The following is a 13,674-nucleotide window of genomic DNA, read 5'->3' as shown; positions in this document are numbered from 1 at the left end:
CAAAGTCCGGTCATCAAGTATGATTGTTATACTTTGGCGGCGGGCTTAGCTGCAGCGGCTCCTGGTTTTGCAGTTTAAACGCCACCTGGCGCAGCCCCGGCTTCACGTGTGGTTGCTGCAAGAGCATGTCCTGAGCCTGTGGCTGCGCAAATACCTCCGGAATAGAATGAATGGCACCCGCCGGCACATGCTGTTCCTGTAGCGCCTGCAGCCATACTTCGCGATCCTGATGCAAGAGCAGTTCCCGCAACTTTTGATTTATTTCCTGCCGGTGCTGCACCCGCGCGTAATTGGTTTTATACTTCGGGTCGTCGGCCATACGTGCAGCGCCAAGTATAGCGCATAGTTTCCGGAACTGCCTGTCATCGCCAATGGCCAGCACCAGTTGCTTGCCGCAGTTACAAGTATAAGCTGCACCATAGGGAACAATGTTCGGGTGCTCGGAGCCCATGCGCTGCGGCTCGTGGCCCGCCACCAGGTAGTTAGTAGCCTGGTTGGCAAGTGCCGACACGGCGGCCTGCAGCAGCGACACTTCCACCAGTTGCCCCTGTCCTGTCCGCTCCCGCTGCAGCAGGGCCACCAGCAGGCCCTCCTTCAGCTGGTGCGCCGTCAGAATGTCCATCAGCGCGATCGGCATTTTTACGGGCCCACCGTTTGCCTCGCCGTTCAGGTGCATAAAGCCGCTTTCCGCCTGCACCACCGCATCGTAGCCTGCCCGGTTATCAGCCGCGCCGTAGCCTGTAATGTGGCCGTATACCAGGCGCGGGTTTATACTTGCCAGCGTACGGTAATCGACCTTCAGCTTTTCGGCATCGCCGGGTTTGTAGCTGGCCACCACCACATCTGCCTGCTTTACCAGTTCATGAAGTTGCTGCAGTTGCCCAAGCTCCGTGAGGTTGAGCGCCAGTGAGCTTTTGCCCCAGTTGGCAGCCGAGAAATAGGCAGGCGTGTCGGTATCGGCCGGTTCGGTGGAAAGCTTCCAGCTGCGCGTCACGTCGCCGTGTGTGGCGGTGTTTTCTACTTTCAGCACCCTGGCGCCCAGCTCAGCGAAGAACTGCCCCACACTTGGCCCTGCCAGCACGCTCGCCAGTTCCAGCACCAGCATGTCTTTGAAAATCGGCTCCTGCATCGTTTGCCCCCGGCATGGTTATGTAAATTTATACTTGTGTCTCGCTTATACTTGCTCCGCTTACCCCAGCTCGGCCATTACTTCCTCGCTCAGCTCCAGGTTATGGTACACCTGCTGCACATCATCGTCGTCTTCCAGGGCATCTATCAGTTTAAGGATTCTGCGCACATCGTCCGGGTCCTCCACTTTTACGGTGGTGGTGGACAGGCGCTGCAGTTCGGCGCTTTCCAGGTCCAGGTGCAGCTCCTCCACTTTCTTCTGCAAGGCCCCGAAATCCTCCATGGCGCTGTAAATGGTGATGAACTCCTCCTCAACTTCCACTTCCTCGGCTCCGCCGTCTGCCAGTTCCAGCAGCAGATCGTCTTCAGCTATCAGCTGCTCCGGATTTCGCCTGGCCACAAAAACCCCTTTTCTGTCAAACAGGAATTCCACGGAGCCGTTTACGCCCAGGCTGCCGCCGCTCTTGTTAAAGATGGTGCGCAGGTTCTGCACCGTTCTGTTTATGTTGTCGGTCAGGCACTCCACGAACACCGCCACACCGTTAGGGCCGTAGCCCTCGTAAGTTACCTCGGTATAGTCGCCGGCATCGCTGCCCTCCCCTTTTTTGATGGCGCGCTCAATGTTGTCTTTGGGCATGTTGGCCGCCTTGCTCGCCTGAATAGCCAGCCGCAGGCGCGGGTTACCGTCTGGATCGGCTCCCCCACCCTCTTTTACAGCCACCGTAATTTCTTTGATAAGCTTGGTGAAGATTTTGGAGCGCTTGGCATCCAAGGCTCCCTTTTTACGCTTTATGGTTGACCACTTACTGTGTCCGGACATACGAAATGCTGTTTTTAACTTTACAAACGGAATTACCCAGGAACGGTAACAGAACAAAATAACTTATTTTTTGAGTACGCTGCATAAAAAAGAGCGGCTCCGCTTTTGGCAGAACCGCTCCTTTCAATGGAATCTTTAATCTAGTCTGTTAAAACTACAACAGGATAAAGATCGCATTAACAATGTTAAGGCCTAAAAGAAGGTAGAAGTTAGGCGACTTTTTGATTGCTTTTTTCATGAGTGTATATATGTGTTTTTATATATTGTTTCTTATTTTTTGTATCACTTTTCTTGAAAACATTTACGCTGGGGTTTTCTTTTAGTTGCGAATAATTTTCACTTTCCAGGTAAATATTAGAATATATAAATATGTCGTTCTATTCGATATCCAACTTGCTCTTCTTTTCCTTTTAGAACCGGCTGCTTTTAGTGGATGATTCTTATATTTTGATATCACCCGCACACCTTATTCATACAATCCGATACAAGATTAATGCATAATATTTTATATTCCAAATATTCTACAACAAATTGTCAATTAATTTCACATTATTAACCATAGCTATATTTATCGTATCTTTAGGATGTAAAAAGCGGCTGATGGAAAAGATGGCCGCCATGTAATTGAACCGTAATTTTTAGAAACATTGGACTTCCATTCTTTTAACCTACACGAAGACGTTCTAACCGGAATCGACTCGATGGGCTACAACCAGCCCACTCCTGTGCAGGAGCAAGCCATCCCACTTATATTGGAGCAACGCGACATGATAGCCTGCGCCCAGACCGGCACTGGCAAAACCGCAGCCTACCTGCTGCCCCTCATCGACCGCATTTCGCACGGAAACTTTGACCACACCAGCACCCTGATCCTGGTACCGACCCGCGAGTTGGCCAAACAGATAGACGAACAGGTGGAGGGCTTCGGCTACTTTGCCTCCGCCTCCTCCATTGCCATCTATGGCGGCAACAAAGGCGACGACTGGGAACAGCAGAAACGCGCCCTCACCACCGGCGCCGATATTATCATCGCCACACCGGGTCGCCTGATCTCGCACATGGCCATGGGCTACGTAAAGCTCGACCAGCTGAACCACCTGGTGCTGGATGAGGCTGACAAGATGCTGGACATGGGCTTTATGGACGACCTGCTGAAAATCATTCAGCAGCTGCCTAAGAAACGGCAGACGCTTCTATTCTCGGCCACCATGCCACGCAAGATCCGTGACCTGGCACAGCAGATCCTGCAGGACCCGGCAGAGGTAAACCTGGCTATTTCCAAGCCTGCCGAGGGCATTGACCAGCGCCTGTACCTGACCTACGACAACCAGAAGCTGCCTCTGCTGGAGCACCTCCTGCGCAGCCTGGACGTACAGAACATGATCATCTTTACTTCCCGCAAGTCTAACGTGAACCAGATTGTGCGCTCGCTGCAGAAAATGAAGTTCACGGCACAGGGCATCTCCTCTGACATGACGCAGGACGAACGCGAAAAGGCGCTGCAAGGCTTTAAAAACAAGCAGTACCAGATCGTGGTGGCCACCGACATCCTTTCCAGGGGTATCGATATCGACAGCCTGAGCCACGTGGTGAATTTTGACATGCCGCAGGACGCAGAGGATTATGTGCACCGCGTTGGCCGTACGGCCCGTGCCGCCTCTACAGGTATGGCCATCACATTTGTAAACGAAAAGGACATGTACCGGGTGCAGAAAGTGGAGCGCCTGATTGAGCGCGAGCTTCCGAAGCTACCGTTGCCGGAAGATCTGGGCGACGGACCTGCTTACAACCCTACCCGCATCGACGGCCACAGCGGCGGCAACCGCTCCAGAGGGGGCGCCAGAACCGGATCGGGCGGCGGAGACCGCAACAGGAGCCGCAGCGGTGGCGACCGTAACCGTGGGCGAAGTGGCCCAAGGCCTGCAGCCAACGCCGAGGGCACGACTGCCACGGCAGCACCACAGGCACAGGCGGGAGAGCCGGGAGCACAGCGCCCGCGCAAAAATAACAACAACCGCAACCGTAACCGTAATAACAACCGCAACAGAGACAAAAACGCAGGTGGTGCAAGCGCTCCTGCTGCCTCACCGCAAGAATAAAGGATAGCCATGCGCGCTTTGCTACTGATTGACATCCAAAATGACTTTTTGCCTGGCGGTGCGCTCGCTGTACCCGAGGGAAATGCCATTCTGCCTGTGGTAAACAAACTGCAGGAGCAGTTCGACCTGGTAGTGGCGACACAGGACTGGCACCCGCCGCAGCACAAGAGCTTTGCCTCCAGCCACGCGGGTAAAAATGTGTTTGAGGTGATCGATCTAAATGGGATGCCCCAGGTGCTGTGGCCAGACCATTGCATACAGGGCACAGCAGGCGCCGAACTTTCGGCGGAACTGGCGCAAAACCGGATAGAGGCGATCTTCCGGAAAGGCACCAACCCCGAGATAGACAGCTACAGCGGCTTTTACGACAACGGACACCTGAAATCAACGGGCCTGGCAGACTATCTGCGTGGCAAAGGCGTGACGGAGGTGTACCTGGTTGGGCTGGCAGCGGATTACTGCGTGTACTTCTCTGCCCTAGATGCACTACAGGAGCTTTTTGAAGTATACTACCTGGAAGACGCCGTGCGCGCCATCAACGGTGATGGCTTTGAGAAAGCCAAGGCTGACCTGCTGGCCAAGGGTGGCCACATCATCCAAAGCCACAACCTGCACGCTTAAGCAAGTATAGCATCAAAGTATAAGAAGCCGCCCCAACCATGGAGCGGCTTCTTTATTTATACCATGATGCACTATACGCTGCAATAGCGGCATCTATGACTTTATTTTGATGAATTGGTAAAATAAGTTTGTGTAACTATAGTTATAGTTAGATATAAAAATTGTTATTTAGCCGTGCTAACCCAAATATGTTGTGGGGGTGCATCTCCAATGTGCCTTTTGGGACTGAGGTCGGTATGGTAGCCGGTTGTGTAGAGGAATAGGGGGAGCCCTGGAGCAAAACTGTTCAGCTTAGGCTGCAGCGGGAGTATTACGCGCTTACACCTTAACCCTTTATACATGAAACAAACTTTTTTGCTGGCTCTCTGCCTGCTGGCATCCGCATTTTCCTGGGCGCAGGTTCCTCCTTCCGCCCCCGGCACCATCAAAGGAGTCGTTGTAGACTCTACCAACCAGCAGCCGCTTTCCTACGTCACGGTGGTGGTTAGTTTGCCTGATAAGGACGAGCCAGTTAAAACAACTTTTTCCAAAGACGATGGCAGCTTTGAAATCAGTGGCCTGCCGCTCGCACCGTACAAGCTTATCCTAACAATTGTGGGCTACAAGTCTTTCTCTCAGCAGGTTTCTACTTTGGAAGCCGGTAAACCCGTGGCGAACGTCGGCAAGATCAGCCTGGCCTCCTCAGCGAAGCAACTGCAGGAAGTGGAGGTGACAGCCGAGAAGATGCTTATCACCCAGGACATCGACAAGATCAGCTACAACGTGGAGTTTGACCCGGAAAGCAAAACGCTCACCGCCCTCGACATGCTGCGCAAAGTGCCCATGCTAAGCCTTGACTCGGAGGAGAACATCAAATTGAACGGCAGCAGCAGCTACCGGGTGCTCGTAAACGGTAAGGCCTCCACCCTCTTTGCCCGCAACCCCAAGGATGTGTTCCGCAGCATGCCCGCCAACACCATCAAGCGCATTGAAGTGATTACGGACCCGCCTGCCAAGTATGATGCAGAGGGAATCGGAGGCATCATCAACGTGATCACCCACAACGCCCCGGCCAATGGCTACAACGGCAGCATCTACCTGTCGCAGAGCACCCCCGACAGCCGGTATGTCTCTGCCAGCGTAACTGCCAAAATGGGCAAGTTTGGGCTCTCGGCCTACGGCGGCATCAACAAGTTTACCAGCCCTGGCTATATTTCCACCTTCGATCGCACGAACACGGCCACTGGCTCCAGGATGCTGCAGTCCGGTAGCGGCGACAGCGAGAATGACTTTACCTATGTGGACGGTGAGATGAGTTACGAACTCGACACCATGAACCTGATCTCGGCCAAGTTCAGCCTGAACGGGAGCAATTATGAATCCAGGAGCGCCCAAATAGTAGAGCAGTTCAATGGACTCGGGGCACTGACACAGGCATTCAGGCGCATCAGCCCCAATACAGGCCACTGGTACAACTATGAGTTGGGGATGGACTACCAGCATACTTTTAAGCGCAACAAAGAGCAGTTGCTGACGCTTTCTTACAAGATCGGAAACGAGGAAAACGCAAGTGAGTCGGACCTCCTTTTTGAGAATATACTGAACTACAACGGCGTGGCTGAAACCCGCACCCAGAACGACGGAAATTCTGTCGAGCAAACCTTTCAGGCGGACTACGTCCATCCCATTAAAAAGCACACCCTGGAGATTGGCGCCAAATCCATCCTGCGTGAAAACGGCAGCGACTATTTTTACCGCAACTACAACTCCGAAACCGACACCTATGTGGAGGTGCCTGAGCTAACCAACGAGTTCGACTACAGCCAGAATATTTACGCCGCCTATACTTCGGCCAGTCTTCGCTTTGACAAATGGGGACTGCGCATGGGTACACGCCTGGAGCAGACGGTGGTGGATGCCGACTTCAGGACCTCCTACCCAGTGGCAGAGCAGGACTATTTTAACCTGATTCCGAGTGTGACGCTATCACGCACGCTGAAGAACATGGCCAGCCTGAAGGCATCGTACACGCAGCGCATCGAACGCCCCAGTTTATACTACCTGAACCCGTATGTGGACCGCCAGAACGAGAAGAACATCTCCTTTGGCAACCCCAAACTGGAGGCGGCCACCAGCCATGTGTTCAGCCTGGCACACAGCTTTTTCAAGGGCAGCAACTCTTTGAACAGCACGCTTACTCACGCCTTCACCAGCAACGCCATCCAGAGCTACACCACCTACAACCCTGCCGACTCAGTAAGCAGCACCACCTACGGCAACATCGGCAAAAACGCCACCACCACGCTGTCGCTGAACGGCAACAGCACGCTTTTTAAGAAGCTTAGCCTTAGCGTAAACGGCTCCCTTTCGTATAGCCAGCTTAGCGGCAACATTAACGGCGAGAACCGGGAAAACAGCGGCGTGAGCGGGTACATGTATAGCTACGGCAGCTACAAGTTTGAAAAGAACTGGCGTGCCAGCGTTAACCTGGGCTATTATGCGCCACGCGTGTTGCTGCAGGGCGAGTCGTCGGGGCAGTTCTGGAGCGGTTTTTCAGTGAGCAAGAGTTTCCTGAAGGATGAGAAGGCCAGCATTAGCCTTTCGATGCAGAACCCGCTGTCCAAGTACATCACTACCTATAACGAGGTGAGCGGTGAGGATTTTTACCAGCGCAGCGAGTACCGCAACCAGCGCCGCCGCGTGAGCATCGGCTTCAGCTACAAATTCGGCAAGCTGAAAGAGGACATCAAACGCACCAGGCGTGGCATCAAAAATGACGACCTGAAAGGCGGCGAAAGCAAAGGCAGCAGCGGAAATTAGCAGAGAAGCCCCAAAGCAGTTGCGCTGCTTTGGGGCTTCTTTTATACTGAACAAATTAAATGAAGAGAAGACTTTACGTTTCTATCTGGCTGTTCCTCCTTACAGTGCTAAGCTCATCTGCCCAGCATACGGACCCGATGTTCTCCGGGGCTGCTGTAAAGGCTGATCTGGATTATTTGTACCGGACATTGCAGGCCGCGCATTATAACCTGTACGCGTATGTAAGCAAGAAGCAGTATAATGGCGCCTACACGAAGATCCGCACCTCTATTCGCAAAGACTCGCTGAGTTTGCTGGAGACAAGTATGCTGTTCCAAAAACTTGCTGCCGTCGGAAACACGGGGCATAGCGAGATCGATTTCCCGGCTCCATCTTACATTACATTCGCCAGAAACGGCGGCACCGTTTTTCCCTTAGAGGTAGCCTTTGAAGATGAGTTGGCTTATGTCCGGAAAAGCTATGCCAGTCACCCAGCCATCAAAGCGGGGGATCAGGTGCTAAGTATAAACAAAGTGCCTATCGGTAAGATTATCGGCCAAATACACCCTTACATCTCAGCAGAAAGGCCATACTATAAGAATGTGAAGCTGGAGTTCTGGTCCTTCCCGAGGTATTGCTGGGCTGTGTTCGGGGAGAAAAAAGCTTTTTCGGTAAGCGTGAAAGGCGCTGACGGAAAAGTAGCCACGCATACTATAGACGCCATTCCGGTAATGGACTCTGAATCCCAACGGAATGGGGAGATCGTAAAGAATGACCGCTTCTATAAATTTTATGGTGATGTGGCCTACCTGCATCCCGGTTCCTTCAGCTCAGCAGCGGCAGATGGCGAAGCAACATTTAAGGCTTTTGTAGATTCCGCTTTTACAGACATAAAATCAAAACATGCAAAGCAGTTGGTTATTGACTTAAGAAACAACGCTGGCGGGCACAACGCCTTTAGCGACTACCTGATTGCATACTTTGCAGACGAGCCTTTCCGGTGGTATTCTAAATTCAGTATAAAAACCAGCGCCGCCTTAAAAGAACAAACAAGGAAGCAGCCTTCAAACTCACCTTTAGATGCGTATTCCAAGGCCATACTTGATCACCCGGACGGAGAAGCCTTTGCCTATGATTTACCCATTCAGCACCCGATGCCCGAGGACAAACGGTTTACAGGAAAAGTATATGTTTTAGTGAACCGGCACACCTACTCCATGGCCGCCGTAAGCGCTGCGTTAATCCAGGACTACGGGTTTGGGGAAATCATAGGCGAGGAAACCGGGGATGTGCCGACGCTCTATGGTTCTGTGTTTTCTTTTGCCTTACCCCAAACAGGTATCGCGGTAAAAGTGCCCAAAAGCTACATCGTTCGACCTAATGGAGATGAAAAGCTGACCGGTGTGATACCGGATCACAAGGTAAGAGACCACCTGCTCGATGAGGAAGACGAAATCCTCTCCTATACCTTGAAGAAGCTACAACAGTAACCGGTATAAAAAGGGCCGCCAGCGTGTAAAGCACCAGCGGCCCTTTTTATACTTAGATTAAGCTACACCACCTGCCCGATCCCGAACAGCAGCACGAACAGCAGCGTGGTGATGGCCATTTGCTTCAGGTAGGGGTCGAGTTCTTTTGAAGTTTGCTTGCGCCATACGTTCAGTCCGTTTACCGCTACCAGCGGCAGAGCAAGTATAAACAGGAACTGCCAAGGGCTCTCATAAGTAAGCAGCACATAGGCGAAGGCACACAGCACGCCACCCAGCAAAAGCAGCAGGTGGTAAATGCGTGCTTTCTTCGGCCCCAGCCTTACGGGTATGGAATGCTTGCCTGCCAGTTTATCAGAATTGATGTCGCGGATGTTGTTGACGTTGAGCACAGCCGTGGAGAAAAAGCCGCATACCAGCGCCGGAAGTATAACCAGCGGCTGCAACTCCTGCGCCTGCAGAAAATAAGTACCCAGCACGCCCACTAACCCGAAAAAGACAAACACGAACACATCACCAAGGCCAGCATAACCATAGGGTTTGTCGCCGGCGGTGTAGTTAATGGCAGCCCAAATGGAGGCCAGCCCCAGCGCCAGGAACACCAGGAACAGCATGAGCCCCTCGGTACCAAACGCCACCCACAGCAACAGCAACCCCGACACCAGCGACAGCAAACTGAATACCAGCATGCCCTTCTTCATGTGCCTTGCTTGTATGTGCCCCGCCTGCACGGCCCGCATCGGTCCCTCCCGGTGCACACTGTCGGCTCCATGCTTGGAGTCGCCGTAGTCGTTGGCCAGGTTCGAGAGTATCTGCAGAAAGAGTGTGGTGAGCACACAAAGGCCCACCACCGTTGCGCTGAAGTAGCCGTTTGCCGCCGCCATAAACGCGCCCATGCCAATGCAGGAGAGCGCCAGCGGCAGTGTGCGGGGCCTAAAAGCCGAAATCCAGGCCTTCACAAGGCCTGGATTCGGTGTATCTGTGTGATGTGTTGTATTCAAAACAGGATGTTATACTTAACTACTGGCACAAGCATCTGCCTGGGCCAGGTGCGGTGTTAACTCGGCGGTTATACTTTCCGCTATACTTTAGTCGGCGATAGCCGTCAGCAGCTGCTCGTCCATCGGCTTCACTTTCGATGGGTAGAACGCCTCAACCTGCCCCTGCTCGTTTACCAGGTACTTGCAGAAGTTCCAGTCCGGCTCCTGGTTGTTTGGTGCGTTTTTCGAGAGCCACACGTAAAGCGGGTGCCGATCCTCGCCCTTCACCGAAATCTTCTCGAACATCGGGAAACTCACGCCATAGTTCTTCTGGCAGAAAGAAGCGATCTGCTCATTTGAGCCGGGCTCCTGCCCCCCAAAGTTATTCGCCGGAAAACCCAGCACCACCACGTCCTCGCCGTGGGCTTCGTGCAGCTTCTGCAGGTCTTCGTATTGATGCGTGTAGCCGCACTCTGAGGCGGTGTTCACGAGCAGCACTTTTTTGCCTTTGTACTGCGAGAAATCAACACTTTTGCCATCCAGCGTTTTCATGTTAAAGCCATAAAAATCGCTCGACTGGGCATTGGGATTTGAGGTAGTTGCTGTTGCCATTGCTTCTTGGTTAAGGTTCGCGTCATTCCCCTGCTTGCAAGACACGGCTATACTTAGCAGCCCTAGCAGAAAAATGAGTTGAACAGGGTATGTAAACTTTTTAAGCATACGTATTTTTGGTAACGTCTTGTTATGAAATATAGCAAGTGCAGGTACAACCGAAAACACTATACTTTGTTCGCCGGCCTCACAAATTTATATTCGTGTGATGCCTTACATACGCTCAGGCACCTCAATACCCAGCAGCTTCATACTTTCGCGCACGAAACGCGCCACCATCGCCGAGAGGGCAATGCGGAAACTGCGCGCCTGTTCGTCCGTCTCATTAAAGATGGAAACCTCCTGGTAAAAGCGGTTGTACGCCTTTGCCAGCTCATAAGCATAACTGGCGATAACCGATGGGGCAAACAGGTTACCAGCCTCCTTCACCACTGCCGGGAAGTTCACTAACTGTATGATCACCTCCTGCTCCGTTTCGTGCAGCTTCTCAAAATTCCCGAACGAGGCGGCATCTACACTGATACCCATCTCGCCTGCTTTGCGAAGTATGGCCGAGATGCGTGCGTGCGTGTACTGGATGAATGGACCGGTGTTACCCCGGAAGTCGATTGACTCCTGCGGGTTGAACAGCATGCGCTTTTTCGGGTCCACTTTCAGCAGAAAGTACTTCAGTGCGCCCATTGCCAGGGTATGGTACAGCTCCTGCGCCTGTGCCTCAGTGAAGCCTTCTATCTTGCCCAGTTCCTCTGTCTGCTGGCGTGCCGTGTCGATCATCTCCTGCACCAGTTCGTCTGCATCTACCACCGTGCCTTCACGGGATTTCATTTTACCGGAAGGCAGATCCACCATGCCGTAGGACAGGTGGTAGATGCCTTCGGCGTATGGCTTGCCCAGTTTCTTCAGTGCGGCCTTCAGCACCTGGAAATGGTAGTTCTGCTCATCGGCCACTACGTACACCGACTGGTCGTACGGGAAGTCGTTATACTTCAGTTCAGCCGTGCCCAGGTCCTGCGTGATGTACACTGAGGTGCCGTCGGCTCTTAAAAGCAGCTTCTCATCCAGCCCCTCCTCCGTCAGGTCAACCCAGACAGAGCCGTTGTCTTTGTTAAAGAAAACGCCTTTCTGCAGGCCTTCCTCCACGCGCTCTTTCCCTAATGTATAAGTCTGCGACTCGTAGTAATATTTATCGAAGTCAACGCCGATGGTGCGGTAGGTCTGATCGAAGCCGGCGTATACCCAGGTGTTCATCTTTTTCCAGAGGTTCACCACCTGCTCGTCGCCCTGCTCCCACTTCAGCAGCATATCCTGCGCCTCGAGCATGAGGGGCGCCTTCTTCTTGGCTTCCTCTTTTTCCATGCCGTTGGCCACCAGCTCCTCTACCTGCTCTTTGTAGGCCTTGTCGAACAGCACGTAGTACTTGCCCACCAGGTGGTCGCCTTTCAGCCCGCTGCTTTCCGGTGTCTCGCCGCTGCCCATTTTCTCGTAGGCCAGCATCGACTTGCAGATGTGAATGCCCCGGTCGTTCACCAGGTTCACCTTCATCACCTCGTGGCCATTCGCCTTCAGAATTTCGGAAACAGAGTAGCCCAGGAAGTTGTTGCGCAGGTGGCCCAGGTGCAGCGGCTTATTGGTGTTCGGCGAGGAATACTCCACCATCACCTTGCGGCCGCTTGCCTCGGCCTGCCCGTAATTTGTATTGCCCATAATGCCACGGAACAGCTGCAGCCACTCGGCCTCCTCTACCTCCAGGTTCAGGAAACCTTTCACTACATTAAAATCCCGGATCTCGCTGGCGTTCTCCTTCAGGTACTCGCCCAGCGCCTGGCCAATTTGCTCAGGGCCTTTGCCCACCTGCTTGGTGTATGGGAACGTGACGAAGGTAAACGAGCCGGCAAACTCTTTGCGGGTAGGCTGCAGGGCGATTTGTGCGGCATCCACAGAAATCTGGAACACGGCCTGCAGGGCCTGGCTGATGCGCTGGCTAATGGCGTTTTGAAGTTGCATTAATGTATAGCTGTACTTTTAGATTCTTTTTGTAAGATGGCCTCCGTGGCTGTTTCGAGTATATCGAACGCGTTTTCGGCCATCGTGTTCTCTGTGTCGAGCGTGGGGTTAATCTCCGTCATCTCGTAGCACACCACGCGCGGGTCCTGCAGCAGGAAGTAGTTCAGGTCTTTTGCCTCCTGCACCGTCAGGCCCACCTCTACCGGCGTACCTGTTCCTTTGGAGAACTTGGAGTCCAGGCTGTCCACATCAAACGAGATGTAGAGTATGTCGCAGTCCTTCAGGCGCTCCAGCGCTTCGCGCGCCACTTGCTCGGCTCCTTTCAGCGTGAACTCGGCATAGGTAAAGTTCTTGATGCCGTTCTTACTGATAAAGTGATCTTCGGGCTCCTCAGTATCGCGCACCACGATGTACACCAGGTGCTCGGGCTTCAGTTTTGGGCCGTCGTAGCCCAGTTTCTTGAGTGAGTTCCAGAAGAACACCGTCTCCGGCGCAGGGTCGTTTATCTGCCGGTCGAGGTTGTCTACGTTTAGGGCCATGGCCAGCGGCATGCCGTGCACGTTGCCCGACGGCGATGTATAGGGCGAGTGGATATCCGCGTGCGCATCTATCCAGATTACACCTAAAGTTTTATCCGGATAGGCCGCTTTTATACCAGCAATGGTTCCGTGTGCGTTAGAATGGTCACCGGCCAACACCAGAGGAAACATGTCCTGGGCGATGGTTTGCTCTACGGCCCTGGCAATGTTTTTCTGAACAGTCAGAATACTGTCGATGCGGTGGGCGTTCGGGAAAACGTCCGGATCAAATAAAGTATAGTTTAGATCGGGTACGCTAACAGAATTGAAACGCTTGAAATAATCGGATCCTTTGTCCCAGCAAGCAACCCTCAGCGCCTCGATGCCCATACTGGCTCCGCGTGTACCGGCGCCTAGTTCGGACCTTACTTCGATTAGTTTTATTTTTTTCATATGGCAGCAGCTTCCTCTCTTGTACCACAGGCAACGCAACACAGGAATTTATACCCCACGCTACTGATTCTGAATTAAAAGAAATCAGTTTACGTTGACCTAAAATTGAACAAAGTTTTTGCAAAGATGGTAAATAACCATCAATATTGCATGTTTTCTTAATTCTCAAGTATC

10 protein-coding genes are annotated in these 13,674 nt (G+C 52.8%); 4 read left to right on the top strand and 6 right to left on the bottom strand.

Features of this window, described 5'->3' with window-relative positions; translation table 11 throughout:
• Positions 1 to 13: 13 nt before the first annotated feature.
• Complete coding sequence (locus A0W33_RS13600) at positions 14 to 1,129, bottom strand: CaiB/BaiF CoA transferase family protein (protein WP_068838701.1); 1,116 nt, start codon at positions 1,127 to 1,129, stop codon at positions 14 to 16.
• A gap of 60 nt (positions 1,130 to 1,189) precedes the next feature.
• Positions 1,190 to 1,948: a YebC/PmpR family DNA-binding transcriptional regulator gene (locus A0W33_RS13595; RefSeq protein ID WP_068838700.1), complete on the bottom strand. Its 759-nt coding sequence runs from the start codon at positions 1,946 to 1,948 to the stop codon at positions 1,190 to 1,192.
• Positions 1,949 to 2,595: 647 nt separating this feature from the next.
• Here A0W33_RS13595 and A0W33_RS13590 point away from each other — a divergent pair.
• The 4 genes from A0W33_RS13590 to A0W33_RS13575 all read left to right on the top strand — a co-directional run bounded on the left by A0W33_RS13590 (position 2,596) and on the right by A0W33_RS13575 (position 8,936).
• Positions 2,596 to 4,047, top strand: coding sequence for a DEAD/DEAH box helicase (locus A0W33_RS13590; protein ID WP_394331607.1), 1,452 nt, complete (start codon positions 2,596 to 2,598; stop codon positions 4,045 to 4,047).
• 9 nt (positions 4,048 to 4,056) lie between these two features.
• Entirely contained in the window at positions 4,057 to 4,668 is a 612-nt protein-coding gene (gene pncA, locus A0W33_RS13585) for a bifunctional nicotinamidase/pyrazinamidase (RefSeq protein ID WP_068838698.1), read from the top strand.
• Positions 4,669 to 5,007: 339 nt separating this feature from the next.
• On the top strand, positions 5,008 to 7,467 hold the full coding sequence (locus A0W33_RS13580) for an outer membrane beta-barrel protein (RefSeq protein ID WP_068838697.1): 2,460 nt from the start codon (positions 5,008 to 5,010) through the stop codon (positions 7,465 to 7,467).
• Between the two features lie 59 nt (positions 7,468 to 7,526).
• Positions 7,527 to 8,936: a S41 family peptidase gene (locus tag A0W33_RS13575; RefSeq protein ID WP_068838696.1), complete on the top strand. Its 1,410-nt coding sequence runs from the start codon at positions 7,527 to 7,529 to the stop codon at positions 8,934 to 8,936.
• A gap of 62 nt (positions 8,937 to 8,998) precedes the next feature.
• Here A0W33_RS13575 and A0W33_RS13570 read toward each other — a convergent pair whose 3' ends face one another.
• The 4 genes from A0W33_RS13570 to rocF all read right to left on the bottom strand — a co-directional run bounded on the left by A0W33_RS13570 (position 8,999) and on the right by rocF (position 13,500).
• Positions 8,999 to 9,934 carry a 1,4-dihydroxy-2-naphthoate polyprenyltransferase gene (locus A0W33_RS13570; RefSeq protein WP_068838695.1) on the bottom strand — a complete coding sequence of 312 codons (936 nt, stop codon included), beginning with the start codon at positions 9,932 to 9,934 and terminating at the stop codon, positions 8,999 to 9,001.
• Between the two features lie 87 nt (positions 9,935 to 10,021).
• Positions 10,022 to 10,525, bottom strand: coding sequence for a glutathione peroxidase (locus tag A0W33_RS13565; RefSeq protein ID WP_082815384.1), 504 nt, complete (start codon positions 10,523 to 10,525; stop codon positions 10,022 to 10,024).
• A gap of 213 nt (positions 10,526 to 10,738) precedes the next feature.
• Positions 10,739 to 12,529 carry an arginine--tRNA ligase gene (gene argS, locus A0W33_RS13560; RefSeq protein WP_068838693.1) on the bottom strand — a complete coding sequence of 597 codons (1,791 nt, stop codon included), beginning with the start codon at positions 12,527 to 12,529 and terminating at the stop codon, positions 10,739 to 10,741.
• On the bottom strand, positions 12,529 to 13,500 hold the full coding sequence (gene rocF, locus A0W33_RS13555) for an arginase (RefSeq protein WP_068838692.1): 972 nt from the start codon (positions 13,498 to 13,500) through the stop codon (positions 12,529 to 12,531). The genes argS and rocF overlap by 1 nt, the downstream gene beginning before the upstream one ends.
• Positions 13,501 to 13,674: the final 174 nt, after the last annotated feature.

This window comes from Pontibacter akesuensis, from assembly GCF_001611675.1.
Lineage (GTDB): Bacteria > Bacteroidota > Bacteroidia > Cytophagales > Hymenobacteraceae > Pontibacter > Pontibacter akesuensis.
The sequence above is the reverse complement of the archived record's forward strand: the minus strand, read 5'-3'. Positions and strand labels throughout refer to the sequence as shown.

Excerpts from the sequence above, each read along its gene's own strand:
- A0W33_RS13600 (WP_068838701.1), bottom strand. The coding sequence starts at position 1,129 with ATGCAGGAGCCGATTTTCAAAGACATGCTGGTGCTGGAACTGGCGAGC.
- A0W33_RS13595 (WP_068838700.1), bottom strand. The coding sequence starts at position 1,948 with ATGTCCGGACACAGTAAGTGGTCAACCATAAAGCGTAAAAAGGGAGCC.
- pncA (WP_068838698.1), top strand. The coding sequence starts at position 4,057 with ATGCGCGCTTTGCTACTGATTGACATCCAAAATGACTTTTTGCCTGGC.
- A0W33_RS13580 (WP_068838697.1), top strand. The coding sequence starts at position 5,008 with ATGAAACAAACTTTTTTGCTGGCTCTCTGCCTGCTGGCATCCGCATTT.
- A0W33_RS13575 (WP_068838696.1), top strand. The coding sequence starts at position 7,527 with ATGAAGAGAAGACTTTACGTTTCTATCTGGCTGTTCCTCCTTACAGTG.
- A0W33_RS13565 (WP_082815384.1), bottom strand. The coding sequence starts at position 10,525 with ATGGCAACAGCAACTACCTCAAATCCCAATGCCCAGTCGAGCGATTTT.
- argS (WP_068838693.1), bottom strand. The coding sequence starts at position 12,529 with ATGCAACTTCAAAACGCCATTAGCCAGCGCATCAGCCAGGCCCTGCAG.
- rocF (WP_068838692.1), bottom strand. The coding sequence starts at position 13,500 with ATGAAAAAAATAAAACTAATCGAAGTAAGGTCCGAACTAGGCGCCGGT.